Below are 25,228 nucleotides of genomic sequence, written 5' to 3'. Positions count from 1 at the left end.
CCTGCAATAAAAACGCCCCCGCAGGGTATCCTGCGGGGGCGTTTCGTTACTGTTCTTCCTCTTCCTGCCCGTTGATCTTCAGATCGATGATGCGGCCAATCTGGTCATGATAGACCGTCAGCAGGTTGTACTGGCTCATCTCGGAGATGATCTGCGGTGAAACATTAAAGCTGCGGGCCAACTCCTCCTGGTGAAAATAGCCCGGCTGACGCCGCCTCGCGTGGGCCCGACGGCGGTTGTACTGATACCACAAAATCAGCAGCCAGCCGTTGAGCGCGGCGAACAGCAGGTAGAGCAGCACCGTATTAAAGGAGGCAATAATCACGCTCCAGCGGTGATCGCTCTCCTCGGTTAGCTGCATCCAGAGCCGGGCATACAGGAAAAACAGAAAGCCCCCCCACGCCACCAGCGTTAACGCGGCATCGAAAAGACGTGGCAGCAGCCGATGTTCGGTCAGAATTAAGGTATTTTCGTTCATTAAATGCGTCCTTTTCCCCGGTCTGGACTGATCCAGCGCGCGCGGGCGCGCTGGCGTTTAAGCATGACTTTTGGAAATGCGACAAGGGTGGTGAACAGGCCGATCATCCAGTACACCATCGGGAACCAGATCACCCAGAAAAGCGAGCTGGCCACCTTCCGTTCATAGCGCCGCTCGATGAACAGGCTGACCAGGAACTGCAACAAGCACATCACGCCCAGCAGCAGCCCGGTAAACTCCGGTGGAAAGAGGCTCTCCACGGTCAGCCTGGCGGGAATCGGCGTGATATGGCTGAGGATAAATAACAGCACCGTCATGGCGTAGGCGAAGGCCCACAGCGTTGACAGGGCATACTCAAGATACAGGGGCCACATGCGGTGATGCTCCCAGCGCACAATCCTGCGAAGGTTGACCAGAAACACCTCCGCACCGCCCTGGGCCCAGCGCAGACGCTGTTTCCACAGGCCCTTCAGCGTCTCCGGCATCAGGATCCAGCACAGCGCCCGCGGCTCGAAAAAGATATCCCAGTGGCGCAGCTGCAGCTTCCAGCTGATGTCGATGTCTTCGGTGATCATGTCCGGGCTCCAGTACCCGACGTCCGCCAGCGCCTGTCGGCGAAAGGCGGCGATGACGCCCGAGACGGTAAAGACCCGGCCATAGATCCGCTGCGTCCGCTTGATGAGCCCGATAATCGATGAGAACTCGCCCACCTGAATGCGGCCAATCAGTGTGGAGCGCGTGCGGATACGCGGATTCCCGGTGACCGCCCCGACGTGGGGATACTGAATCAGCGGGGCTACCAGATACGCTGCCGTATCGCGGTCGAGCAGGGCGTCGCCGTCAATGCAGACCAGCAGATCGCCCCGGGCCGCCGCTGCCCCGGCTTTGAGCGCCAGCGCTTTCCCCTGGTTTTCCGCGAGATTAATCACCCGCAGGCGCGGCTGCTCCTGCGCCAGCGCCTGCAGCACCTGCGCGGTGTTGTCAGACGAGCCGTCGTTGATGGCGATAACCTCGATATTTTCATACCGCTGATCCAGCGCGGCGCTAATCGTCTCCCGGGCATTCCTTCCCTCGTTGAAGCAGGGGATAAGAATGGAGATGAGCGGCTCACCGGCGAGCGTCGGGGCGGGCGTCTCTTTATCCCACGACCAGTGGCGTTCAAGCTGAAACCAGAAATAGAGCCCGCCGGTTATCCAGAGCACGGACATGAACAGCGGCCAGAAGAACACAAAATCCAGAATCAGCTCGCCGGTAAAGAGGGCGGCCACGCCTAACGGCAACCCGAATACCAGACATAAAATGGAAAAGGCGATAATGCGATCAGTCATTGTCAGGGTACCAGTACGAAGAAAATACAGGCCTGATGCGTGAGATATCAGGTTGGTTGTTGATAAAATCATCGGGGTAGTAACCGTAGTTTTTGACGCCGTTCAGCTGGAGCACGCGCATCCACTGTGCCAGCTGGCTGTCGGAAACGGCGCGCTGCGGTTTCCGCTCCCAGTCCCGGGCCTGCAGCTCGAAAATGGTTTTATCGAGCGCGCCGGGGCGCGCGGCGACCGCGTTAACCAGACGCGTCAGCCAGACATCACTTTCGTCTGTCGGGACGGACTCCATCAGCGGCATAGCCATCGGCACCGTCCAGTCATACTCCGCCAGAAAATCGTCAAGATTCTGGGCGAACCACGCTTCGCTTTCGGGCTGCAGAATGGGCAAGGCGAACATGTTGCGCGCGGTTTTTATCTGCGGGCCACGGATATGCTTCACCGCGAGGCTCAGGGCGTGGGTAAACCCGATAAGCGTCTGGCTTTTCTGACGTGTTGTGCTCTGAGGGCCATCGTCCACGTCGGTCAGCACCGCATCGTCATGGAATAAGATCCCGTTGAAGCTGGCATAGCGGGCCAGATCTTCATAGAGATCCGTCACCTGCTGGCGCACCTGCGGGTCCCACGGGGAGAGCCGGATATAGGGATCGGTGGCTGCGCGCAGCTGGCCTGACGAGCGGTCCCGACGCTGCACGCGCGGCAGGGCAGGATCGAGATCGAACGAGAGCACCGGCATCCACGCGAAGACTTTCACGCCCGCCCGGGTTTGCAGCTGCCAGGAGACAAAATTAAACAGATCGGCACGGACCGGCAGCTGGCGGTTGGGGAAATAGAGCGCCTTGATCCGGCCGTCGCCCTGCGGGTCGGCAAACGCCTGCAGGAAAACATGGCTGATTTTCATGTCGTAGACCCGCTGGATCAGCCTGTTGATATTTTGGGTCTGCTGGGCTGGATCGGGATCGTAAACGTAGTCGAGATCGACGTGCATGACGCGCACGGGTTCGCGCTCCTGAACCTGGCTGACCGTACTGGCAAACGCCTTGAGCGAGGGATTGCCGGCGATCAGCAGACGGGGGATGTTCCCCAGCTCCTTCACGTTCCCCAGCCCGTCCTCAAGGGTAAAGGCCAGCTGATAACCCTGCTGTCTGGCGATGGCGAGCGACGTGCCGTTGGCGGCACCGTAGGGCCAGACCCAGGCGCGCGGCGCCTTGCCCGTCACCTGCGTGATTTTTTCAGTCACTTTGTGAACGTCATCGCCGATCCGCTGGCTGAACTGCCGATCGGTTTCATAGCGGCCCGTCGCTTTATCGTAAAAGCGGTTGGCGATGGCGGGTTCGCGGCTGCCCTGCGGGTTGGCAACAATGCCGTAATGCGAGGCCCAGGTGTGCGACCCGATCTCAATCAGCGGAGACCGGCTGAGCTCGCGCACCATATCCCACGTCGCGAAACGATCGCGGGGCGTCATCAGGCCGCCGAAGTTAACTTTTTGATTTTCCGGCGTATCCACCCAGTTGCCCACCGGCGCCCAGAGCGCAGGGACGTTCCACGCCTGAAGCAGTGGCCAGACGCGGGTGTAAAAGCTGCTGTAGCCATCGTCAAAGCTGAGCAGAACGGCTTTGGGCGGCAGCGTTTTTTTTCCGTCATGGGCATCCAGGATGTCCTGCACGCTGATGACGTGATAACCGTTGTGCAGCAGCCAGCTTATCTGCTCGTTTAGCGCGCTGGTGCGCACGGAGAGGTAGCGCTGATCGGCGGCATCGTCTTCGACGTCGTGGTAGGCCAGCACCAGAAACTGGTTCTGCGGCCAGGGTTTGCTCGCCTCCAGCTGCGGCCGATCTTTGGGCGCAATAAACGAAAATGCCTGCGCGCAGACATTTGCGCTGAGGCAGAGCCAGCCGATGAGTATCAGGCTCGCGGAAAAACGTGTGTTCATTATCATCATCCTTAAAAGCGTAAAGTCGCATCAAACGTGACGGAGAGGTTGCTCTCGCGTTTGCCGTCGTAAGGGCGCTTGTCCCAGTTCAGCATCACGCCGGTATCCATGACGTTGTTCCACTGAACGCGTTGTCCGTAACCCAGCACAGCGATGGCACCAGCGGACTGATTTTTCTGCCAGTAGCGGCCGCCTCCCGCCACGAACTGCTGGCTCCAGAGGGTGTCGTAATGGCGATACATCTCATGGTCAACGGCCAGGGCGGCCGTCACGGAAAGATCCCGTGCCGGGTTGTAATAGAGGGTGTCCCGCAGGCTGTTTTTGCTGGCGGCGATCCCCGGTTCGAGATCCAGCGTCAGGGACGGGGTCTGCCAGAGACGCTCCTTGCCCGTGAGGGTGTATTCCTGTCGGCGGTTATGATCCGAGAAGCGGCTGAGGGCGGCGCTGAACTGATACTCACGGCGCTCGTTTTGATACCAGCGCACGCCGCCTTCCCCCCGGTTGGCGCTGATCCCGTTGCGTAACGCCCGCAGGGGCGTGGTGCGCGACAGGCGCGCAAGGCTGCCGCTGACCTGCCAGCTATCGGTGAGGCTGTACGTCGTTGAGAGGCGAGCGCCCGGCTTGTTCGCCCCGTGATAGCGGTTGCTTGAGAGCTCGGCTTCGAGCTGGAGATCGCGTGGCCGCCATTCGATGCCGCCCAACAGGTGACGGCTGGTGCCTTTGCCTTCATCGAAATTGCCCTCTGCATAGCGGGTGCCGGCAAACAGCCGCCAGTTATCTGCTATGGGCGGGCCATAGAGCGTGGCGTCCCAGTTGAGGTCGTGCGTCCCACTGACAGGGTTATCGGAGTGCAAACCCTTGCTCGCGTTGAGGCGCAGCTCGGACATATGGTGGACGGTGCGGAGCCTGTCCAGACGCCTTGCGCTGCGATCGCGCGGCGCGCGGGCAACGACGTCGTCGGCCAGTAAATCCATCTGCCGCCACTCCTGCAGATCCATGGCGACGTAAGCCTGCTGCTGCTCAAGCTCCAGATTCGAGGGCTCCAGCGCCTCCGCCATTTTCAGCGTTTGCTCGGCCGCGCGCGGCAGACCTCGCGCCTGCAGCAGGGTAGCGTAGTCAATCTGCAAACCCTGATTGCCCGGTGCCGTTGTCGCCATACGTCGCGCCAGCTTTTCGGCTTCCGGCAGGGCATTCGTCGCCAGCAAATAGTTAAAACGAAGCGACTGACCGGTAAGCCACCGATCGTTCGGCTGAGGGGTAGGGGAACCGAAATCGTAACGGGTCCAGGGAACGTTGCGGGTGTGGCGCTCTGCATACCGGCGGGCGGACGGATACTCTCCCGTATCCAGCCAGGCGTAGAAAAGCGCGTGCTCCTCGTCCTGCGGATCGGATGCGTACTGCGGATAGCGTTGCAGAAGCGCGAAGGCGGCGGCAGCGTTTTTCTCCTGCAGATATGCGGAGATCACCCAGCCGATTGCCCAGCCCGGCACCGGATGCCGGGCTGCCGTCAGATCCTGATATTCGCTGATGACCCGCGGGTAATCGGCATGGGCATACAGCGCGCCGAGCCGGTCGATACGCGCAAGCACGACGTCTTCCGCGGCCTGCGGCTCGCTCTGCCAGCGAGACAGCTGCGCGTCGTAACGATTCAGCGCAGATTGCGCAAGCTGCAGGCGCTCCTTTTCTGTTCTGCCCGACACGTCTGCAAGGCGAACGCTTTCGGCGGCGGCATTCAGCTCAAGACGACGACGCTCCGCGGGGGCTAGCGCCACCTTTTGTGAAAGCAGGAGCGCGGGGGTATTGACCCGGTTATCCGTTAGCGCGTCGACCCGCTCGCGGAGAAGCGCGTGATTTTCTGGCGCGACACACAGCGCGCGCGTGTCGGCTAAAAGTCGATCCCAGCTTTTTCCCTGGCGTAGCCAGACGTATGCCAGCGTCTGAAGATGCGCCTGCGAGGGGGCCTCCGCCACCAGCCGTCGGGCCTCCTGAAGGGCAAGCGTATCTTTACGGGCATCGGCCAGGGTTTTGATATAGCCGATACGATAATCGTCGTTATCCGGCGCAAGGCTGCGCGCTTCTTTCCAGAGCGCCAGAGCGGGCTCCCACGCTTTCTGATTTCGTCTGGCCTGCGCGACAGCCGCAACGCCGCGGGCGGGCAGCGGCATATAAATGCTGTAGCGCTGCCAGACCTTAATAACCTCGTCATCATGACCTGCCCAGGCCGCCACCTGTAACCAGTCCGCAACGTGCTCGGGCGTCAGGGCATGCTGCTGCTGATAACGCTGAAGATAATCGAGAAACGACGTGTAATTACCGTTACGCGCCTGTTGAATCTGTTGCTCATAAACGGATTCCGTCGCCTGAACCAGAACAGGAAAGAGCAATAACAGAAACAATAATGTTGGGGTGCGATAAAAGAATAATGTACTGAATCGAAGCGATCTTTCCATATCTATTTGCCATTTGTTTATCATGAATCCATTGCATAACACGGCTGCCTTTTAACTCTGCGTTAAAGGCCATAAATGAGAACATTAAATCTGAATGCAGTAACGTTAAGGGGTACTTACTTAAAGGTAATTATGGCGCCTCATCTTAGTGGACTGGATGGGAGGTAATGTACACCCGATATGTTGCCCGATAAATATGCTGAAAAGCGGCTGTGTCGTTTTGAGATAATTCTGTAATGAGCAGATTTTTGTGTTTATTTTGAATTGAGTGATTAATTGTAATTCATTGAAATATAATGATTTTATTTTTATTGTGACAGTTTTGTATATATTTTTAATGACGCTTGCTAGCCTCAATTAAAGTACTTTCTGGTGCATGTTTGGGAAGTTTCATGACAAAAATTCTTAATGTTTAGAGAAGTGACTTTTCTGCGATTGTTTTTTATTTATAATTAAAGACAGACATTGAATGATAGTCTACAGGAAGTCTTACTCATCAATGTGTGTATTGAGGGATGTCTAAAGCCAGAATACATCTATCGTTAATATAACAGCGCTATAAAACGAAGGCGGTCTTCTTTTCGCAGGATCGTTCTTGCTTTAATCTAAAAGGGATGGTTAGTGGCAACTTCAATAGTGTTAGTGACTCAGGATCGCTACCTTGTCAGGGGGATGCGGATATTTTTTCCGGATATTATCCTGCTCGATTCGATTGACAGAAACATATTTGATAACGGTGCAGATGAATATTCTGTATTGATTGATAGTCGTGCGCCGCTCCGTTTATATGATTACCTGATACGCCATCCGGCCAGAACGAAAAAAACGATTTGCTGCGTTATGCTTGATATGCGCCATCGCGAGGAGAATCTGCTCAGTATGAAGCTGTTTATGAATACGTCGCTGACGGCACCGGATATGGCCTCGCTGTTTAACCTGGTGCTCAATATGAAGGGCCGTCGCCTGACCACGAAGTGGCTGCTGAATTTACGGCTGAGCACGCATGAAACGATCATGTTGCGGTTGCTGAGGGCAGGGATGTCAATGGAGGAGATTGCAGGCGAGCTGAATACGTCGGTGAAAAGTCTCTATCGCAAACGAATGGCGCTCTCGGAACGACTGGGGGCGGAGAACTTCAACGAGGCGTGTTTGTTTATCTTCAAAAACAAACTGCTGGGCGCAGGTGGGAACGATCCCTAGGTTGGGGAGAGAACAAAAGCATAATTGCGGGCGGTATTCAGAGGTTTGAGAACGCTGGATGAGGACAACTTCCTGGCCTTGGGTTTGGATTTACTCTGGCTCAAAACGACACAAGGACGTTGTCATGGACACGATTGAAGAGTCTGGTCACCGCCACTGTAAGATATCTTCAACTATTTGATATAAATATAAATTTGACAAATATCGACAGGTAGCGATTTATCCGTCAAATTCAGTTAAACTTCGTCACATGTTTCAGTGAGTTATGGGATGGTTAGTAGAATGACCAGCGAAGAAGCACTTTTAAAATCAGGTTTTAGTAAACGAGATCTTCAAAAGCTAAAAAACAATATCGAGAATTACGGTGGTTCGTTTGATAGCGTAACTCATGATCTGGCCAATCGTTTTAAGGCAATGAAGTGGATAACTATTATTGCCTTTATCATACTGGCTTTAACTCTTTTACTTGCATCCAGGGATACAAGTCTGACACTTGCGCTCACGTTATTGATTGTACTACCTTTTATCTGGTATATAACGCCAGCAAAACTTGGCTACAAATCCTGGCGTTACCGTAAAATGCTGACTAATTCTGAGACGGGTCGCTGACGGACAACAGATCAAAAATAATCTTAGCTTTCACGCCGTAACCTGCTATTTTCATTGTAAGCTGCGGGCGGCTCAATGTGCTCACCTTTCGGTAATAGTCTGTGGGTAGATAACGAAACAGTCGCCAGGTACCAGGTCGCCGTAACAAGCCAAAAATGGTATACGCATTAGCGGCCAGTGAGATTGATTTGTAGACACCTAAACCATTCTCACGACTAAAGCCCATAAACTCAGCTGTAGACATCGCGGCATTCGCGACCAGCCCTTCACTGGTAGTGTTGTTCGTTGCGTAGCGAGCCACTTCTTTACTGATGCTGTTTGCCCCGTCAGTAACCAGAATCGCACCAGCAAGAACTCCGAGAGGGGTCATCGTGCCAATCAGTGTAAATCCTGCGGCTATTTCAGCACCGGCCAGGACAACACTAACTGCCGAGATAACATACCCAACAATTTTGTTATTCTCTCGGATGAACTCGACTTTCGCGTAAAGCTTCGCTGCCTTCGTTCGTAATAAACGAGCTTGTTCCAGGAGGTTATAGTTTTATTCTCGAAGTATTTTAACGCAGTCCATGCATTCTTTATCTGATTTAGCCTGACGAGCTAGCGTAAACTGTTGTTCTATGAGGTCCCGAATTTCCTGAATGAACTTCATTCGAGTCAGACCATCGCTGAGATGAAAAGCCGACAGAGTGTTGGCTGTATTTACCAGTTTCCTGGCTTCCATATTCACCATCGTTTCCGCCCAGGCTTTATTTCTTCCACCTGATTGCATCATGTTAAGCAATGCTGCATCCATTGTAATTCCTCTCAATTGCTTTACCGGCGTCTGTTTAGACTGATAAACGGCTCCCTCTGACTGCCATGCGTGCCAACGCATGCACAATATAGTAGCAATGTGGTTACGGGGTCTGAAGCAGAAGTCGCTTTTTGCAGCTACACACCTCGGCCTGCTAGACGGCTTTCACCGGGCATCACCGAAAGTATCAGGCCAGATTTTTGCTCAATGGCATCAATGAGAAGCCCGTTCTCGCTTGAGTGGCCGCTGTAGTAGGGAAAGGGCAACACCAGCGGAAAGCCAGCCGTTTTTGTCGGGAATTTCACCATCAATCAGGCCGGATGTGCAGCACGACTGGACGTTTTCGGAGGCCCTGGGCAATCCGGCATGTGTCCACTGTATAGTAGGTGCCGTTTCGGTCTTTGGTAGGCTTTATCATAATGCCCATTTTGTACCACCGGGAAGCGGGGCCGGAGGAAAGATAAGAGGGGTAACTACTGATAAACCAACAAGTTGTTGACTCAGAAAGCAAAAACCCGCCACGAGGGCGGGTTCTTTAAATAGTGGTGCCCGGACTCGGAATCGAACCAAGGACACGGGGATTTTCAATCCCCTGCTCTACCGACTGAGCTATCCGGGCAACGGGGCGCATTAAACCCGATCTGCCCGGTGGCGTCAACGAAAAATGTTGTTTTCGTTACGGACTGCGCAATCTCTCACCATTTCGCCGCATCCTTAAGCGAAAAAGTGCGTCCAGAGCGCGGAGAGCGGCATGGCGAGCAGCAGCGCGGGCAGCATGTTCACCACGGCAAACATCTTGATCCCACAGATGCGCAGCCCTGTTGCCAGCAGCAGCAGGCCGCCGACGGCGGTAAAGTCTGCCATCATCGCCGGCGTAGTGAGCGGGAGAATTAACGTGGCGCAGGTAGCCAGTGCCAGCTGGATAAGCAGCATCGGCACGCAAATCGCCGCGACGGCAATGCCGAGCGTGGTGGCAAAAATGGTGGCGGTGAAGAAATCCAGAAACGCTTTTGCAATCAAAATGCTCGGGTCGCCCGTCATCCCTTCCTGCATCGAACCGAAAATCCCGGTGCCGCTGGCGCAAAACAGAATAATGATGGCGACGTAGTTCTGAATAAACGTCTCGTGCGTGCCGTGCTTCGCCTTGCCCGGTCGGGCTATCAGGTTTTTGGCTTTGCCTACCGCATTATTGATGCCTTTTTCCAGATAGCAAAACTCGCCAATCAGCGCGCCGAGCAGGGTGGCCAACACCATCACCGGCAGGTTGGCGCATTTGACCACTAGCAGAATACCGATCCCTAACGAGGCCAGGCCGAATATCGAGGGCATGGATGAGCGGATACGCTCCGGCAGCCGCTGGCTCAGCACTGCGCCGAGTACGCCGCCCAGCAATACGGCTCCTGCGTTGATAAATGGCCCGATAACCACGCTTAACTCCTGTTATTTAATCATTGATATTGCATTATTATGGCACGTCAGCGCTGCGCGGGCCTTAGCTTTGGGTGATATACGTGCATACTGATTCCTTCTTGCACCTCAAAATAAAAGGTGACATTATTGCGCGAATTTTCTCCTCCCTGTCTCACCGTTCGGTGAGGGTAATTGCGCTTATGAAAACCATGAAAATCGCCGTCAGCCGCGAGCTGCTCTCAACGGTGTCTACGCATCGCGAAAAGGTGACGCTGGACAGCACGGATTTCACCGATGTGGCAGCCGTCGTCATGACGACGACAGAGAGTCGCAGCGGCATCCTTGCCTTGCTGAAACGCACGGGCTTTCATTTACCGGTGTTTATTTTCTCTCAGGAGCCGACGGAGGTGCCTGACGGCGCCACCGCGGTCATCTCGGGTAAAGCTCAGGAGTTTCTGGAACTGGAGACTGCTGCCAGCCGTTACGAAGAGAACCTGCTGCCGCCGTTTTTCGACACCCTGAGTCAGTATGTGGAGATGGGCAACAGCACTTTCGCCTGTCCGGGCCACCAGCACGGCGCGTTTTTCAAAAAGCATCCGGCAGGGCGGCAGTTCTATGATTTCTTCGGTGAGAACGTGTTCCGCGCGGACATGTGCAATGCCGACGTGAAGCTGGGCGATCTGCTGATCCACGAAGGCTCCGCCAAGCACGCGCAAAAGTTCGCGGCGAAAGTCTTCAACGCGGACAAAACCTACTTTGTGCTGAACGGCACGTCGGCGGCCAACAAGGTGGTGACCAACGCGCTGCTCACCCGCGGCGATCTGGTGCTGTTCGACCGCAACAACCATAAATCTAACCACCACGGGGCGCTGATCCAGGCGGGCGCCACGCCGGTTTACCTTGAGGCCGCACGTAACCCGTTTGGCTTTATTGGCGGGATTGACGAGCATTGCTTTGACGACGCGTATCTGCGGGACCTGATCCGCGAGGCGGCGCCGGAGAAAGCCGACGAGCCGCGTCCATTCCGCCTTGCGATCATTCAGCTTGGCACCTACGACGGGACGATCTACAACGCCCGTCAGGTGATCGACAAGATCGGCCATCTGTGCGACTACATTCTCTTTGACTCCGCCTGGGTAGGCTACGAGCAGTTTATTCCGATGATGGCGGAAACGTCCCCGCTGTTGCTGGAATTGAACGAGAACGATCCGGGCATTTTCGTGACCCAGTCGGTGCACAAACAGCAGGCCGGGTTCTCGCAAACGTCGCAGATCCATAAAAAGGATAACCATATCCGCGGCCAGGCGCGTTTCTGCCCGCACAAGCGGCTGAACAACGCCTTTATGCTGCATGCCTCCACCAGCCCGTTTTACCCGCTGTTCGCGGCGCTGGACGTCAATGCGAAAATCCACGAAGGGGAAAGCGGGCGCAGGCTGTGGGCCGAGTGTGTGGAGCTGGGCATTGAGGCGCGCAAGGCCATCATCGCCAACTGCCATATGATCAAGCCGTTTATCCCACCGTTGGTGGCGGGGCGGCCGTGGCAGGATCATCCGACGCACGCCATTGCCAGCGAGCTGCGCTTCTTCAGCTTCGAGCCGGGGGCCAAATGGCACGGGTTTGAGGGCTATGCGAGCGAGCAGTACTTTGTTGACCCGTGCAAGCTGCTGCTGACCACGCCGGGCATTGATGCCGAAACCGGGGAGTACACCGATTTCGGGATCCCGGCGACGATTCTGGCGCACTACCTGCGTGAAAACGGCATCGTGCCGGAAAAATGCGACCTTAACTCGATCCTGTTCCTGCTGACGCCTGCCGAAAGCAGCGAGAAGCTGGCTCAGCTGGTGGCAATGCTGGGGCAGTTTGAACAGCATATTGAAGACGACACCCCGCTGGCCGACGTGCTGCCGACGATCTTCCAGAAATACCCGGTGCGCTATCGGGATTATACCCTTCGCCAGCTGTGTCAGGAGATGCACGATCTCTACGTCAGCTTCGACGTGAAGGATTTGCAGAAGGCGATGTTCCGCAAGGAGAGCCTGCCTGAGGTGGTGATGAACCCGCAGGATGCCAATCAGGCGTATATTCGCGGGAACGTGGAGCTGGTTCGCATACGGGATGCCGAAGGGCGGATTGCTGCCGAAGGGGCGCTGCCCTATCCGCCGGGCGTGCTGTGCGTGGTGCCGGGTGAAGTCTGGGGCGGGGCGGTACAGCGTTACTTCCTGGCGCTGGAGGAGGGCATCAACCTGCTGCCGGGCTTTTCGCCGGAGCTGCAGGGCGTGTACAGCGAGAAGGATGCCGACGGGATTAAGCGGCTGTATGGATATGTGTTGAAGTAGACTCTCCCTCGAACGTAGGCCGGGTAAGCGTCAGCGCCACCCGGCGATTTGCCCGGTGGCGCAAGCTTACCGGGCCTACAACATAGCTTCAGGCTTCTGCGCGCCGGTACATCCTCCTCGGGTGCCCAATCTTGCCGTACAGCATCTCCACGCTGAGAAACCCCGTCTCCACGCAGTGCTCCAGATAGCGACGGGTGGTGGTTTTACTCAGTCCCGTCTCGCTCACCACCTCATCCACGGTAAAGCAGTGCGTTGCCTTGTCGTTAAACAGCGACTGCACCCGCGCCAGGGTATTTTCCTCAATGCCCTTGCTGCCGTTGTCCTGGCGGTAGTTTTTCGCCTGAAGCTGATAGAGCGAATCGACGTTCTGCTGGTCGACAATCTTCCAGACGCGCTGCTGTTCGGCAAACTGCACAAACCGCTCCAGCGACTGGCTGAGCCGCTTCCAGGAGACGGGTTTGAGGATGTAGTCGAACGCGCCGTTGCGGATCGCCTGGCTGCAGGTGTCCATATCGCTGGCGGCAGTAATAAAAATGACCGAGCAGTTGGCGCGGGCCAGCATGGGGTTATTGATCAGCGAGATCCCTTTGCCGTCCGGCAGATAGTTATCCAGCAGCACCAGCTGCGGCTGTTTGCTTGCAAGCTCTGCCTGGGCCGCAGCCAGCGACGAGGCAATGCCCACCAGCCTCAGACGCGGATGCTTGCTTATCAGCTCCGCGTGCAGTTGCGCCAGCTCGTTCTCGTCTTCAACAATCAGTACGTCGATAAGTTCATGTTGCATAGTCGGTGTCTTCCAGTTGCCGGGCGGTTCCCGTGGCCGGGATAAACAGGGAGAAAATGGCGCCGCGCGGGATATTATCGGCAACTTCTACCGCGCCGCCAGCCTGTGTGACATAGCTTTCGATCAGATACAGACCAATCCCATGATCGCCGCGCGTTTTGGTGGTGATGCCGCGTTCAAAGATCCGCTCACGGATCTCCGGCTTGATGCCAACGCCCTGGTCGGCCACTTCAATAATCAGCTCCTGTTCGCTGAGCTTTATCAGCACCTCCACCGGCGCGTGGGGAAGCGGCGACCGCTGCGTCGCTTCGATAGCGTTATCCAGCAGGTTGCCAATAATCGAAATCAGCTCTTGTTCCCCCAACGGCAGGAACGGCCTGTCCAGCCGACAGGCCGGGTCGAAACTCAGCTCGACCCCTTTCTCCCGCGCGCGGGCGGCTTTCCCCAGCAGCAGGCCGCACAGGGACGGGGAGCTGAAGCGCGAAGAGATAAAGTCCAGCAGCTCCTGAGCGTGTTCAGACTGCGCCTGAATGTAGCCAATCGCCTCTTCATAGCGGCCCATATGCAGCAGGCCGGACAGGGTGGTCATCCGGTTTAACTGCTCATGGCGCATAATGCGCAGGTTATCGACGTAGCGTTTGACCTGGCTGAGCTGGGCGCTCAGCGAGTCGATCTCGTTGCGATCGCGGAAGGTGATCACCCAGCCCTGCAGCGATCCCTCAAGCATGATGTGGACCCGGCTGGCAATCACCGTGAGATCGTTAAAACGGCAAATCTCATCATGGGTATCTTTCGCCAGCATCGTCTGCGTGTCGAAGAACGGGACCGGATCGATCACCTGGCTTATCAGCTGCCCGCGAAGCTCACGGGCCGGCTGGCTCAGCCCCAGCAGCTTGCGCGCCGCCTGGTTGATGACTTCAATCCGCCTTTGATCGTCAATGGCAATTACGCCTTCATAAATAGACTCCATCAACGCCTTCTGCTGGCGCACCAGCAGGCCGATCTCGCGCGGCTCGAGGGAGAAGATCTGCTTCTTAATACTGCGGGTAAAGAACCAGGAGAAGATAAAGAGAGCAATCAGCAGCAGCACCGCGGCAATCAGGATATTGACCACTTTACTGACGGTAATGGTGTCCAGGTAGCTGGTGAGATAGCCGACCGAAACAATGCCGACCACCTGTCCGGCAGCGTTGAAGATGGGGGCCTTACTGCGCAGCGAAATACCCAACCCGCCTTTGCGGATGGTGGTGGTGCTTTTACCCTGCAATACGGCTTCGTTGTCACCGCCTACCAGCGTGGTGCCCACTCTGTCGGCGAAGACGGAGTGAAAAAGATGCTGGCCCTTATTATCACCAATCACAATAAAGCTGGCGTCACTGTGCGCAGAAATCTTCTGCATAAAATCATGGATGGCGGCGATATTCTTTTGTTCAACTTCATGTCGCAATGTTGGAATAAGCGCAATCTCTTCAGCCTGTATTTTGGCGCGCGTACTCATTTCCTGATAAAGCTGTTTCCCGACATCGGCATAATAATATCCGCCCAGTAACGCAAAAAGCACTGAGAAAAAGGCAACCAGCGAAATAAACAGCTTTATCTGGAAAGAGACTTTCATAACTCTCACGCAAGGTAGCGACAAAGAACGCCAATATATCATCTTTTTTCGCGCGGACGTCCGCTTTGCCGAAAACTTGTGATCCCTTGCACAGCGGGCGTTGTAAAAGCATCATCCCAAAGACGGGTGGCCTCTGGCTGCACGAATAAATGTTATTTGTTTGTTCAATTCAGAAAAGAAACCATAAAAACCACGGCCATAAATAAGGCGTAAATCACATTAAATAAAAGAAACCATTAAAACCATAGCTGCCATTAAAACTTCGCTTTTAATATGCCATTCCTCACATAAAGTAAGCCTTTGTGACTCTAAGCTGAACGCACAAAATAACCAAGGGGCTTATTATGAGCACAACTGACGATTCTTTCTCTGTTACCCACGACCCGATTGAAATTCAGCGGCCTTCGCTCAAAGAGCGCTGGTGGCATATTATGGATACCTGGAAAATCGGGATTATTCCTCTGCCGCTGTTCGTTCTGGCGGGCGCGCTGATCGCCATTGATTGCCTGGGCGGAAAACTGCCGAGCGATATCGTGGTGATGGTGGCGACGCTGGCCTTCTTCGGCTTTGCCTGCGGTGAGTTTGGCAAACGCCTGCCGATTGTCGGCAAGCTCGGCGCGGCGGCGATTTGCGCCACCTTTATCCCTTCCGCGCTGGTCTATTACGGCCTGCTGCCGGACGTGGTGGTCGAGTCTACGACCAAGTTCTACAAATCCACCAACATTCTCTACCTCTACATCTGCTGCATCATCGTCGGCAGCATCATGAGTATGAACCGCACGGTGCTGATTCAGGGCTTCCTGCGCATCTTCTTCCCGATGCTGTGCGGTGAAGTTGTCGGCATGCTGGTAGGGATGGGCGTCGGCCTGGCGCTGGGTCTTGAGCCATTCCAGATCTTCTTCTTTATCATCCTGCCGATCATGGCGGGCGGCGTCGGGGAAGGGGCAATCCCGCTTTCCATCGGCTATGCCACCCTGCTGCATATGGACCAGGGCGTGGCGCTCGGACGCGTGCTGCCGATGGTCATGCTCGGCGGTCTGACTGCCATCATTATCTCCGGGTGCCTGAACCAGCTGGGCAAGCGTTATCCACACCTGACCGGTGAAGGCCAGCTGATGCCGAACCGCGCCAATGCCGATGCCACCGTTTCTCAGCCTGCGTTCTCCGGCAAGGCGGATGTGACCACCATCGCCTCCGGCGCGCTGCTGGCGGTGCTGCTCTACATGCTGGGCATGCTCGGCCACAAGCTGATTGGCCTGCCTGCGCCAGTGGGCATGCTGTTTATGGCTGTGTTGGTGAAGCTCTGCAACGGTGCTTCTCCGCGCCTGCTGGAAGGCTCGCAGGTGGTGTACAAGTTCTTCCAGACCTCCGTGACCTACCCGATTCTCTTTGCCGTTGGCGTGGCCATCACCCCATGGCATGAACTGGTGGCAGCCTTCACGCTGACCAACCTGCTGGTGATTATCAGCACCGTCTCCGCGCTGGTGGCGACCGGGTTCTTCGTCGGCAAAAAGATTGGCATGCACCCGATTGATGTCGCCATCGTCTCCTGCTGCCAGAGCGGCCAGGGCGGTACCGGCGACGTGGCGATCCTGACCGCAGGCAACCGCATGAGCCTGATGCCGTTCGCCCAGATTGCTACCCGTATCGGCGGGGCGATTAACGTCTCCATCTCACTGCTGATTCTGGGCAACTTCCTCGTTTAAGTTTTCAGGAAAGAACAATGAAACTCGCAAGCTTTTTATACCAGGGAAAACGCAGCTACGGCATCGTCCAGGCCGACGGCGTGATTGATTTGGGCCGCCGTCTGGGCGACCGCTACAGCGACCTTAAGGCGCTGCTGCAGGGCAACGGGCTGGCGCAGGCCACCCGCTACCTGAACGATGCCGTGGACGTGCCGATGAGCGCTATCACCTTCTTACCGGTGATTGAGCAGCCGGAAAAAATCCTCTGCGTGGGCATGAACTACGCCGACAAGCGTAAGGAGTTTGACCAGCACAACCCGGCCCCGACGCTGTTTGTCCGCTTCCCCGACTCACAGACCGGCCACAACGAGCCGGTGCTGAAGCCGCGCCACTCCAGCGAATTCGACTACGAAGGCGAGCTGGCGGTGATCATCGGTAAAGGCGGGGAGAACATCAGCCGCGACGACGCCCTGCGCCACGTGGCGGGCTACAGCTGCTACATGGACGGCTCCGCCCGCGACTGGCAGCACACCTGGTTTACCGCCGGTAAAAACTGGCGCAAAACCGGCGCGTTTGGCCCGTGGATGGCGACGGCGGACGAGATCCCGGATCCGCACCAACTGGCAATCCGCACCTGGCTGAACGGCCACATGGTGCAGGAAGACAACACCAGCAGCATGATCCACAAGGTGGCGGAGCTGATCGAGTACATCAGCACCTTCACCCGCTTGAGTCCTGGCGATGTGATCATCACCGGATCCCCTGGTGGGGTGGGTAAAAAGCGTAACCCGCCGCTGTTTATGAAAGAGGGGGATCGCATTGAGGTGGAGATCGAGCATATCGGTCATCTCAGCAACGTGATCGTGGAAGCGCCAGCCGTCGGGCTTGCGGCAGCACATTAAGTAAGGCGGCAGCATGCATTCGCAACCCATCGATTTTCGCCACACGCTGGTGGCGAAACACCCGGAACGCTTGAGTCAGATCCGTTACCTGCTGGCAGACAGCGGCCTTGGCCTGGACAACGACATCACGCTGTTCGTCGAAGCCTGGTCCGGCCCGCAGCTGGTGGGTTGCGCAGGGCTTGCCGCCAACGTCATCAAGTGCGTGGCGGTCAACGAGCAGCTTCGCGGCGAGAACCTCAGCGCGCGGCTGCTGGCGGAGGTGCAAAATGCGGCGCTGGAGCGCGGCCATTTTCACCTCTTCCTCTGCACCCGGCCGTGCAACCGGGAGCGCTTTGCCCGCAGCGGCTTCTGGCCTATCGCCCAGAGCGGGAACAACGCGGTGCTGATGGAGAACACCCCGCAGGGGATCGCGCGCTACTGCCGTTCTCTGCGCGCGAGCCGCAAATGTGGAGAGAAGATTGGCGCCATCGTGATGAACGCCAATCCGTTCACCCTCGGGCACCGCCATCTGGTGGAGCAGGCGGCAGCGCAGTGTGACGCCCTGCATCTGTTCGTGGTGCGCGAAGACGCGTCGTTCTTCCCGTTCAGCGCGCGTCTGGAGATGGTGCGAGCGGGCGTGGCGCACCTGCCGAACGTGGTGGTGCATGAAGGCTCGCAGTACATCATTTCCCGCGCCACGTTTCCGGCCTACTTCCTGAAGGAGACCGGCAAGGTGCAGCAGGCGTGGAGCGAGATCGACGTGCTGATCTTCCGGGACTTCATTGCCCCGGCGCTCGGCATCACGCACCGCTTCATCGGCTCGGAGCCGTTCTGCGACATCACCCGCCAGTATAACCAGACGCTGCACGACCTGCTGGCCTCGCATATTGAGGTGGTGGAAATGCCGCGCATCAAGGCCACCGGTAACGCCATATCGGCGTCCGAAGTGCGCCGATTACTGAAGACACAGCAGTTTTCCCGGATCCGGGAGATTGTCCCGGACTCCACCTTCGCGCACCTCGAAACGCATTACCGTGCGAGTGCCGAAGTCGCTTAACTACCAGGAATTTATCATGAAAATTGTAAGGGAGGCGCTGGCCGGAACGCAGGAGTCCAGCGACCTGATGGTGAAAATTGCTCCCGCTCACGGCGAGCTGGAGATCGTCATCCACAGCGAAGTGATTAAGCAGTTTGGCGAGCAGATTCGCCAGGTGGTCAACGACACATTGCGCGCCATGAACGTGCACCAGGGATTAATCATTATTGAAGACAAAGGGGCGCTGGACTGTGTGATCCGCGCCCGCCTGCAAAGCGCGCTGATGCGTGCCGCCGATGAACAGGCCATCAACTGGGGAGCGCTGAAATGAGCAAACTCCGCCGCAGTATGCTGTTCCTGCCGGGTGCTAACGCCGCCATGCTCTCCACCGCCTTTATCTACCGTCCCGACGCCATCATGTTTGACCTTGAGGACGCCGTTGCCCTGCGCGAGAAGGATACGGCGCGCATGCTGGTGTTCCACGCGTTGCAGCACCCGATGTATCAGGATATCGAAACCGTGGTGCGCATTAACCCGCTGAGCACGCCGTTTGGTCTGCTGGATCTGGAAGCCGCCGTGCGGGCCGGCGTGGATGTGATCCGTCTGCCGAAAACCGATACCCCGGACGACATTTACGAGCTGGAGGGTCACCTCGAGCGCATCGAGCAGGCGTGCGGCCGCGAGGTCGGCTCCACCCGCGTGATGGCGGCGATTGAATCGGCCATTGGCGTCATCAACGCCGTGGCGATTGCCCGCAGCTCTCCGCGCCTCATCGGCATTGCGCTGGCCGCCTTTGACTACGTGATGGATATGCAGACCGAGCGCGGCGACGGCACCGAGCTGTTCTACGCCCGCTGTGCCGTGCTGCACGCCGCCCGCGCGGCGGGTATCGACGCCTTCGACGTGGTGTGGTCAGACGTTAACGACGAGGCCGGGTTCCTGCGCGAGGTCGATCTGATCCGCAAGATGGGCTTCAACGGCAAATCGCTGATTAACCCGCGCCAGATTGACCTGCTGCACAACGCCTACGCCCCGACGCAGGAAGAGGTGGATCACGCCAGAAGGGTGATTGAGGCGGCAGAAGAGGGCGAGCGTAACGGCCTGGGCGTGGTGTCGCTCAACGGCAAAATGGTGGATGCACCGATTATTAACCACGCGCAGGTGGTGCTGGAGCGCGCGGCGGCCTCCGGCCTGCGTCGGTAAGGATAAGACAATGAATCAGACTGAACTTCTTCACGTGAATTTTCCCCATCTGCGGGACTTAAAACCGTTTGATACCGCCCACAGCGCCACGCCGTGGCTGGCGGACAGCGACGCGAAGCACAGCCGCAAGCTCTGCGCCTCCATTGAAGAGGCGGTTAAACGCTGCGGCCTGCAGGACGGGATGACCATCTCCTTCCACCATGCGTTTCGCGAAGGCGACCGGGTGATCAACACCGTCGTGGCGCTGCTGGCGCGGATGGGCTTCAAAAACCTGACGCTGGCCTCCAGCTCGCTGATGACCTGCAACGACGCGCTGATCGAGCATATCGAAAGCGGCGTCATCACCCGGATTTACACCTCGGGCATGCGCGGCAGGCTGGCGGATGCCATCTCCCACGGGCTGATGGACGAGCCGGTGCAAATTCACTCCCACGGCGGGCGCGTGAAGCTGCTCCAGGACGGCGAGCTGAATATCGACGTGGCGTTTCTCGGCGTGCCGTGCAGCGATGCGTTTGGCAACGCCAACGGGACGCACGGAAAATCGTGCTGCGGCTCGCTGGGCTACGCCATGGTGGACGCGCACTTTGCCCACAGGGTGGTGCTGCTGACCGAAGAGCTGGTGCCGTTCCCCAATATGCCTGCCAGCCTGGTGCAGGACCAGGTGGACTACATCGTGCAGGTCGAGAGCGTGGGCGACCCGGCGAAAATCAGCGTCGGCGCGGCGCGCGTCACCAGCAACCCGCGCGAGCTGATGATCGCCCGCTATGCGGCGGACGTGATTGAACACTCCGGCTACTTCAAACCGGGCTTCTCGATGCAGACCGGCTCCGGCGCGGCGGCCACCGCCTGCACCCGCTTTATGGAAGAGAAGATGGAGCGCAGCGGCGTGAAGGCGCGCTTTGCGCTCGGCGGCATCACCGGCAGCCTGGTGGATCTGCACGAGAAGGGGCTCATCGAAAAGCTGCTCGATACCCAGTGCTTTGACGGTCAGGCGGCGGCCTCGCTGGCGCGTAACCCGAACCACGTGGAGATCTCCACCAACGTCTACGCCAACCCCGGCAGCAAGGCGGCAAGCTGCGACCAGCTCGACGTGGTGATCCTCAGCGCCCTGGAGATCGACGTCGAGTTCAACGTCAACGTCATCACCGGCTCCGACGGCGTGATGCGCGGCGCGTCCGGCGGGCACTGCGACGTGGCCGCCGCGGCGAACCTGACCATTGTGGTCGCGCCGCTGCTACGCAGCCGCATTCCGACGGTGGTGAAGCGCGTTACCACGCGCCTTACGCCGGGGGAGAGCATCGATGTCCTGGTTACCGATCACGGCATCGCGGTCAACCCGGCGCGCCCCGAAATCCGCGAGCGGCTGCTGGAAGCCGGGCTGAAGGTTGTGGATATCAACGCGCTGTATGAACGGGCGATCTCCCTGACCGGCGTCCCGAAACCGATTGAGTTCACCGACAAAATCGTCGGGGTGATCCGCTACCGCGACGGCAGCGTGATCGACACCGTGCGACAGGTGAAGGAGGACGTATGACTTTAGCGACACCCGTGCGGGCGGGTGTCAGCCTTGACGAACTGCTGGCGGCGAAAGAGCGCCGCGCAGCGCGCCAGGCTGACATGCTTGAGCACTATCAACAACCGGTGATCTCCCTCACGCTGGTCATGCCGGGGGAAATCAAGGACAGCCTGCGCTACCGCAATACCATGGGCGTGGCGCTGCAGATGTGCGACCAGCTGCTGTGGGAAAACCGCTGGCAGGTGCTGGACCGCCAGGTGCTGTGGCTCCCGACCGGGCCCGAAGCCCTGTGGTGCGTGGCCCATCCGGCGGTGGAAATTAAGGCGCACTGTGCAGAACTGGAGCAGACGCACCCGCTCGGCAGGCTGTGGGATCTGGACGTGATTTGCCCTCAGCACGGCCACGTCGGGCGTCAGTCGCTGGGGGGGAATCTCAGGCGCTGCCTGATCTGCGACGCGCCCGCCCACGCCTGTTCCCGTTCGCGCAATCACCCCGTTGAGCAGGTGGTTTCCCGCGTGGAGAAGACGATCGATGACTGGTTTGCTCGCGACTAAACCGCGCCCGGCTGACGTGCCCGCGCTTGCCGAAGCGGCGCTGTGGCAGGAGCTGGAGCTGACGCCCAAGCCGGGGCTGGTGGACAGGCTCAACAACGGTTCCCATCGCGATATGGACCACGCGCTGTTTGTCCGCAGCATTGCGGCGATTACGCCGTGGTTTTCGCGCTTTGCCGAGCTGGGCAGCGCGCATGCGGATAAACCGGCTGGGGAACAGCTACGACTTCTCCGCCCGATGGGGCTGGCCTGCGAGCAGGCGATGTATGCCGCGACGAACGGAGTGAACACCCACAAGGGCGGCATTTTTGCCCTGGGGTTACTGTGCTTCGCCGCCGGGCGTGTGAAAAATGTCTCCGCAGAGAGCCTCTGCTGTGAGGTGAGTAACATCTGCCGCGGGCTGGTGTCGCGGGAGCTGGCCGCACGCAGCGGACAGGCGACGGCGGGCGAGCGGCAGTTTAAGCAGTACGGCTTAACCGGCGCGCGCGGTGAGGCGGAGAGCGGCTTTGCGACGGTGCGTAAGGCTTTAGATTCGTGGAACGGACAGTCGCTTCACGGCCTGCTGTTACGCCTGATGGCGGTCAATCAGGACAGTAATCTCGTGTCGCGCGGCGGCATGGAAGGACTGCGCTACGTTCAGGGCTACGCGCGGGAACTGCTGGATAACGGCTGGGACCGCGAGGCGTTGATCAGAATGGATAACGCACTGATTGAACTGAACCTGAGCCCGGGCGGCAGCGCGGATTTGCTGTCGGTGGGGTGGGTGCTCTCTGCAATAAAATAGCCGGGTGGCGGCTTCGCCTTACCCGGCCTACGGTCTGGTTTTGTAGGCCCGGTAAGCGCAGCGCCACCGGGCACAACAATCAATGCGCGATCGGCTGCGCACCGTGCGGTTCACGCACGTGCTTGTACTTGAACAGCGCGATGAACGCGAAGAACAGCACCAGCGAGTACGCCGCGAAGATCAGCCACACCGGCTGCCAGTTGGTGATGCCGTTGGTGGTGTACATCTCAACCACTTTACCGCTCACCACGCCGCCCAGAATACAGCCGAAGCCGTTGGTCATCATCAGGAACATACCCTGCGCGCTGGCGCGGATTTCAGGTTTAACCTCTTTTTCCACAAACACCGAGCCGGAGATGTTGAAGAAGTCGAAGGCGCAGCCGTAAACAATCATCGATAGCACCAGCAGCACCGTGCCGAACGGGCTTGGGTCGCCGTAGGCGAACAGACCGAAGCGCAGCATCCACGCCGCGATACTGATCAGCATGACGTTCTTGATGCCGTAGCGGCTCAGGAAGAACGGGATGGTCAGGATGAACAGCGTCTCAGAGATCTGAGAGATGGACATCATCACCGATGCATGCTCAACGATAAAGCTGCCGGAGAACAGCGGGTTGTTATCGAAGCTGTGCAGGAAGGTGTTGCCGAACATGTTGGTGATCTGCAGCTCCGCGCCCAGCAGCATGGAGAAGATGAAGAAGATCGCCATGCGTTTGTTTTTGAACAGCGCGAAGGCATCCAGGCCGAGCATGGTGCTCCAGCTCTGGTTTTTCTGCTGGTTAGACACCGGAATGGTTGGCAGCGTCAGGGTGAAGATCGCCAGCAGCACGGAGAGCGCCGCACCGATATAGAGCTGCATATGGCTCAGTTCGAAGCCCGCAAAGCTCACGCCCCACATCGCCATGATAAAGCCGATGGTGCCCCAGATACGGATTGGCGGGAAATCGGTGACGATATCCATATCCGCGGACTTCAGGCGGTAGTAGGAGATGGTGTTGATCAGCCCAAGCGTTGGCATATAGGCCAGCGAGTTGAGCAGAATCACCATGAACATCGCCCCCGGCGTGGTCACCTGGGCTGCCATAAACAGCGTCCCCGCGCCCACCAGGTGGCAAAGCATGTACAGCCATTTGGCGCTTAACCATTTATCCGCCACGATCCCCAGCAGCGTTGGCATGAAGACAGCCGCAATACCGAGCGAGCTGTAGACGGCACCGATTGACGCACCATCGAACTTGAGCGTCACAAACATATAGGAGCCGAGTGTAGTCAGCCAGCTACCCCACAGGCAGAACTGCAGAAACGACAATATTTTAAGCTGCAGCTTAAGGTTCATGTTACTTTCCTCACAAGTGAGCGGGAGATATGTTGTTATAGAAACATTCAGGGTTGTTATTTGATGCAATTCTATCAGTTGGCAACGATATGTTTTGTTACCTCCCGCAAAAAAATGCAATCCACATTAATTTGCAGTTTGGATTGTGATGCAAATAACATTTTCGTATGGGTGGGGGGAAGCAGAACACCTTCTCCTTGCAGGAGAAGGTGTGCGGATCACCGGCGACGGTAGTTCTTCTGCGCCGTATTCACCTTATACAGATAACGACGGGATTCCGCGGACGGGTGGCGGGTGGTCAGGGTGGCGTAGACATCCCCCGGCGCCATGCTGTTGATGATGTTCGCGGCCTGCACTTTGTCATTTGAGAAGACGCGCAGCACGCTGCCCGCGCCGCCGTTATAGGCGGTGATCACCGCATAGCGACGCGACGTCGGGTTGTCGATGCCGCCGAGGTAGACATTGTTCAGCATCGCCAGATAGGCCGTGCCGGTATCAATGTTGCTCTGCGGGTCGAACAGATAGCTGCGGCTCGGCGTGCCGGATTTCCCCTGCGCGCGGAACACGTCTTTACCGGCGCTGTGCTGCACCACCTGCATCAGCCCCAGGGCGTCGGAACGGCTTACCGCATACGGGTTAAACGAGGATTCGGTCTGCATAATCGCCAGGATCAGCGACTCATCCACGCCGTATTTACGCGAGGCCTGACGCACCATGCCCAGATACTTATGCGCACGCTTGTCGAGGTGGTTCGGGACGAGGTTGATGGTGACGCTATAGATGATCTTCAGACCGTTCGACCGGCTCTTCAGGCGCGTTTGCAGCAGGTAGTCGGCAAATTTCGTGGCGCGACCTTCCCAGCGGATCGGCTGGCCGGTCTGATCGACGACCTGACCGTACAGGAACGGCTCTTTCGAGATGGTGATATCGTCGGCATCGGAGTAGAGATCGATAGAGCCCGGATCGTCACCCATCAGCAGGGTTTTGATAATGGCCTGACGGAGTCGAGCCGCAGGGTCTGTGCCTGCGATGGTCTCAATCGTGATCGTCCCCTCATCAAAGTTGATGTGGCTACGGGTCAGATAGGCGTCGGTGTACTTAACGTAGTCCTTAGGTCCGGCAATAAGAACTTCGTTAAATCCCCATATGTTCTCGATGTTGTGGGCAAACTGCCCCATCAAAATGTCAAAACCGTTGGTGTCCTTGATCCAGGCTTCGTTGTAATCATCGCCTTTTTTTGACGAACATGAGACAAGCAACGGCGCAACAAGGGCTAGCGCTAAAAGTTTTTTCATCATTCCGGGAG

At 57.5% G+C, this 25,228-nt stretch carries 20 protein-coding genes, 1 tRNA gene and 1 pseudogene; 11 read left to right on the top strand and 11 right to left on the bottom strand.

From position 1 onward, the window contains the following. Positions 1-46 precede the first annotated feature (46 nt). From pgaD to pgaA, 4 genes are read right to left on the bottom strand one after another with little or no spacing between them, the layout of a single operon-like run. On the bottom strand, positions 47-478 hold the full coding sequence (gene pgaD, locus B498_RS18665) for a poly-beta-1,6-N-acetyl-D-glucosamine biosynthesis protein PgaD (RefSeq protein ID WP_008499789.1): 432 nt from the start codon (positions 476-478) through the stop codon (positions 47-49). Next, complete coding sequence (pgaC, locus tag B498_RS18670) at positions 478-1,806, bottom strand: poly-beta-1,6-N-acetyl-D-glucosamine synthase (RefSeq protein ID WP_008499788.1); 1,329 nt, start codon at positions 1,804-1,806, stop codon at positions 478-480. Before pgaC ends, pgaD begins: the two co-directional genes overlap by 1 nt. Further along, on the bottom strand, positions 1,799-3,742 hold the full coding sequence (gene pgaB, locus B498_RS18675; protein ID WP_192812199.1) for a poly-beta-1,6-N-acetyl-D-glucosamine N-deacetylase PgaB: 1,944 nt from the start codon (positions 3,740-3,742) through the stop codon (positions 1,799-1,801). Before pgaB ends, pgaC begins: the two co-directional genes overlap by 8 nt. Before the next feature lie 2 nt (positions 3,743-3,744). Further along, positions 3,745-6,183: a poly-beta-1,6 N-acetyl-D-glucosamine export porin PgaA gene (pgaA, locus tag B498_RS18680; RefSeq protein WP_008499786.1), complete on the bottom strand. Its 2,439-nt coding sequence runs from the start codon at positions 6,181-6,183 to the stop codon at positions 3,745-3,747. A 672-nt stretch (positions 6,184-6,855) separates the two neighbouring features. Between pgaA and B498_RS18685 the strand changes: the two genes are divergently transcribed. Then, the gene (locus B498_RS18685; RefSeq protein WP_021242095.1) at positions 6,856-7,383 is read left to right on the top strand and encodes a LuxR C-terminal-related transcriptional regulator; all 528 of its coding nucleotides are present in this window, start codon (positions 6,856-6,858) and stop codon (positions 7,381-7,383) included. Between the two features lie 282 nt (positions 7,384-7,665). Next, positions 7,666-7,992 (top strand): hypothetical protein, encoded by a 327-nt coding sequence (locus tag B498_RS22015; RefSeq protein ID WP_039265473.1) that lies wholly within the window; start codon positions 7,666-7,668, stop codon positions 7,990-7,992. Here the strand turns inward: B498_RS22015 and B498_RS0121175 are convergent. From B498_RS0121175 to B498_RS18700, 3 genes and pseudogenes are all read right to left on the bottom strand, one after another. After that, positions 7,970-8,788, bottom strand: a pseudogene (locus B498_RS0121175) (DUF4225 domain-containing protein). The gene B498_RS22015 and the pseudogene B498_RS0121175 overlap by 23 nt on opposite strands. Positions 8,789-9,331: 543 nt before the next feature. Then, positions 9,332-9,407: transfer RNA gene (locus B498_RS18695), tRNA-Phe, on the bottom strand. A gap of 95 nt (positions 9,408-9,502) precedes the next feature. After that, positions 9,503-10,216 carry a DUF554 domain-containing protein gene (locus B498_RS18700; RefSeq protein WP_008499781.1) on the bottom strand — a complete coding sequence of 238 codons (714 nt, stop codon included), beginning with the start codon at positions 10,214-10,216 and terminating at the stop codon, positions 9,503-9,505. A gap of 182 nt (positions 10,217-10,398) precedes the next feature. On the opposite strand from B498_RS18700, the gene B498_RS18705 reads away from it, so the two are divergent. Further along, positions 10,399-12,534 carry an ornithine decarboxylase gene (locus tag B498_RS18705; protein WP_008499780.1) on the top strand — a complete coding sequence of 712 codons (2,136 nt, stop codon included), beginning with the start codon at positions 10,399-10,401 and terminating at the stop codon, positions 12,532-12,534. 88 nt (positions 12,535-12,622) lie between these two features. On the opposite strand, the gene B498_RS18710 is transcribed toward B498_RS18705, so the two are convergent. Together B498_RS18710 and B498_RS18715 are read right to left on the bottom strand one after the other, a co-directional pair. Further along, positions 12,623-13,315 carry a response regulator gene (locus B498_RS18710; RefSeq protein ID WP_008499779.1) on the bottom strand — a complete coding sequence of 231 codons (693 nt, stop codon included), beginning with the start codon at positions 13,313-13,315 and terminating at the stop codon, positions 12,623-12,625. Further along, positions 13,305-14,930 (bottom strand): sensor histidine kinase, encoded by a 1,626-nt coding sequence (locus tag B498_RS18715; protein WP_008499778.1) that lies wholly within the window; start codon positions 14,928-14,930, stop codon positions 13,305-13,307. The genes B498_RS18710 and B498_RS18715 overlap by 11 nt, the downstream gene beginning before the upstream one ends. Before the next feature lie 344 nt (positions 14,931-15,274). On the opposite strand from B498_RS18715, the gene B498_RS18720 reads away from it, so the two are divergent. Genes B498_RS18720 through citG form a run of 8 tightly spaced genes read left to right on the top strand, consistent with a single transcriptional unit; the run spans position 15,275 to position 22,586 of the window. Then, the gene (locus B498_RS18720) at positions 15,275-16,636 is read left to right on the top strand and encodes a 2-hydroxycarboxylate transporter family protein (RefSeq protein WP_008499777.1); all 1,362 of its coding nucleotides are present in this window, start codon (positions 15,275-15,277) and stop codon (positions 16,634-16,636) included. A gap of 17 nt (positions 16,637-16,653) precedes the next feature. Further along, entirely contained in the window at positions 16,654-17,517 is an 864-nt protein-coding gene (locus B498_RS18725; RefSeq protein WP_008499775.1) for a fumarylacetoacetate hydrolase family protein, read from the top strand. A gap of 13 nt (positions 17,518-17,530) precedes the next feature. Beyond that, positions 17,531-18,553 carry a [citrate (pro-3S)-lyase] ligase gene (gene citC, locus B498_RS18730; RefSeq protein WP_008499774.1) on the top strand — a complete coding sequence of 341 codons (1,023 nt, stop codon included), beginning with the start codon at positions 17,531-17,533 and terminating at the stop codon, positions 18,551-18,553. Positions 18,554-18,569: 16 nt separating this feature from the next. Next, positions 18,570-18,863, top strand: a complete 294-nt coding sequence (gene citD / locus B498_RS18735; RefSeq protein WP_008499773.1) for a citrate lyase acyl carrier protein — start codon at positions 18,570-18,572, stop codon at positions 18,861-18,863. Next, positions 18,860-19,735, top strand: a complete 876-nt coding sequence (gene citE / locus B498_RS18740) for a citrate (pro-3S)-lyase subunit beta (protein ID WP_008499772.1) — start codon at positions 18,860-18,862, stop codon at positions 19,733-19,735. The genes citD and citE overlap by 4 nt, the downstream gene beginning before the upstream one ends. 10 nt (positions 19,736-19,745) lie before the next feature. After that, on the top strand, positions 19,746-21,269 hold the full coding sequence (gene citF, locus B498_RS18745; protein ID WP_008499771.1) for a citrate lyase subunit alpha: 1,524 nt from the start codon (positions 19,746-19,748) through the stop codon (positions 21,267-21,269). Beyond that, entirely contained in the window at positions 21,266-21,805 is a 540-nt protein-coding gene (gene citX / locus B498_RS18750; RefSeq protein WP_008499770.1) for a citrate lyase holo-[acyl-carrier protein] synthase, read from the top strand. Before citF ends, citX begins: the two co-directional genes overlap by 4 nt. Then, the gene (citG, locus tag B498_RS18755; protein WP_008499769.1) at positions 21,783-22,586 is read left to right on the top strand and encodes a triphosphoribosyl-dephospho-CoA synthase CitG; all 804 of its coding nucleotides are present in this window, start codon (positions 21,783-21,785) and stop codon (positions 22,584-22,586) included. The genes citX and citG overlap by 23 nt, the downstream gene beginning before the upstream one ends. A 79-nt stretch (positions 22,587-22,665) precedes the next feature. Here citG and B498_RS18760 read toward each other — a convergent pair whose 3' ends face one another. Then, the gene (locus B498_RS18760) at positions 22,666-23,922 is read right to left on the bottom strand and encodes a nucleoside permease (RefSeq protein WP_008499767.1); all 1,257 of its coding nucleotides are present in this window, start codon (positions 23,920-23,922) and stop codon (positions 22,666-22,668) included. A gap of 218 nt (positions 23,923-24,140) precedes the next feature. Next, the gene (gene mltC, locus B498_RS18765) at positions 24,141-25,217 is read right to left on the bottom strand and encodes a membrane-bound lytic murein transglycosylase MltC (protein ID WP_021242082.1); all 1,077 of its coding nucleotides are present in this window, start codon (positions 25,215-25,217) and stop codon (positions 24,141-24,143) included. Between the last annotated feature and the right edge of the window lie 11 nt (positions 25,218-25,228).

Source organism: Enterobacter sp. SST3 (genome assembly GCF_000286655.1).
Lineage (GTDB): Bacteria > Pseudomonadota > Gammaproteobacteria > Enterobacterales > Enterobacteriaceae > Enterobacter > Enterobacter roggenkampii.
Note: the sequence above shows the minus strand (reverse complement) of the source record. Positions and strands in the feature narration are given on the sequence as shown.

Coding starts and splice junctions, on each gene's coding strand:
- pgaD (WP_008499789.1), bottom strand. CDS start 478: ATGAACGAAAATACCTTAATTCTGACCGAACATCGGCTGCTGCCACGT.
- pgaC (WP_008499788.1), bottom strand. CDS start 1,806: ATGACTGATCGCATTATCGCCTTTTCCATTTTATGTCTGGTATTCGGG.
- pgaB (WP_192812199.1), bottom strand. CDS start 3,742: ATGATGATAATGAACACACGTTTTTCCGCGAGCCTGATACTCATCGGC.
- pgaA (WP_008499786.1), bottom strand. CDS start 6,183: ATGGAAAGATCGCTTCGATTCAGTACATTATTCTTTTATCGCACCCCA.
- B498_RS18685 (WP_021242095.1), top strand. CDS start 6,856: ATGCGGATATTTTTTCCGGATATTATCCTGCTCGATTCGATTGACAGA.
- B498_RS22015 (WP_039265473.1), top strand. CDS start 7,666: ATGACCAGCGAAGAAGCACTTTTAAAATCAGGTTTTAGTAAACGAGAT.
- B498_RS18705 (WP_008499780.1), top strand. CDS start 10,399: ATGAAAACCATGAAAATCGCCGTCAGCCGCGAGCTGCTCTCAACGGTG.
- B498_RS18710 (WP_008499779.1), bottom strand. CDS start 13,315: ATGCAACATGAACTTATCGACGTACTGATTGTTGAAGACGAGAACGAG.
- B498_RS18715 (WP_008499778.1), bottom strand. CDS start 14,930: ATGAAAGTCTCTTTCCAGATAAAGCTGTTTATTTCGCTGGTTGCCTTT.
- B498_RS18720 (WP_008499777.1), top strand. CDS start 15,275: ATGAGCACAACTGACGATTCTTTCTCTGTTACCCACGACCCGATTGAA.
- B498_RS18725 (WP_008499775.1), top strand. CDS start 16,654: ATGAAACTCGCAAGCTTTTTATACCAGGGAAAACGCAGCTACGGCATC.
- citC (WP_008499774.1), top strand. CDS start 17,531: ATGCATTCGCAACCCATCGATTTTCGCCACACGCTGGTGGCGAAACAC.
- citD (WP_008499773.1), top strand. CDS start 18,570: ATGAAAATTGTAAGGGAGGCGCTGGCCGGAACGCAGGAGTCCAGCGAC.
- citE (WP_008499772.1), top strand. CDS start 18,860: ATGAGCAAACTCCGCCGCAGTATGCTGTTCCTGCCGGGTGCTAACGCC.
- citF (WP_008499771.1), top strand. CDS start 19,746: ATGAATCAGACTGAACTTCTTCACGTGAATTTTCCCCATCTGCGGGAC.
- citX (WP_008499770.1), top strand. CDS start 21,266: ATGACTTTAGCGACACCCGTGCGGGCGGGTGTCAGCCTTGACGAACTG.
- citG (WP_008499769.1), top strand. CDS start 21,783: ATGACTGGTTTGCTCGCGACTAAACCGCGCCCGGCTGACGTGCCCGCG.
- B498_RS18760 (WP_008499767.1), bottom strand. CDS start 23,922: ATGAACCTTAAGCTGCAGCTTAAAATATTGTCGTTTCTGCAGTTCTGC.
- mltC (WP_021242082.1), bottom strand. CDS start 25,217: ATGAAAAAACTTTTAGCGCTAGCCCTTGTTGCGCCGTTGCTTGTCTCA.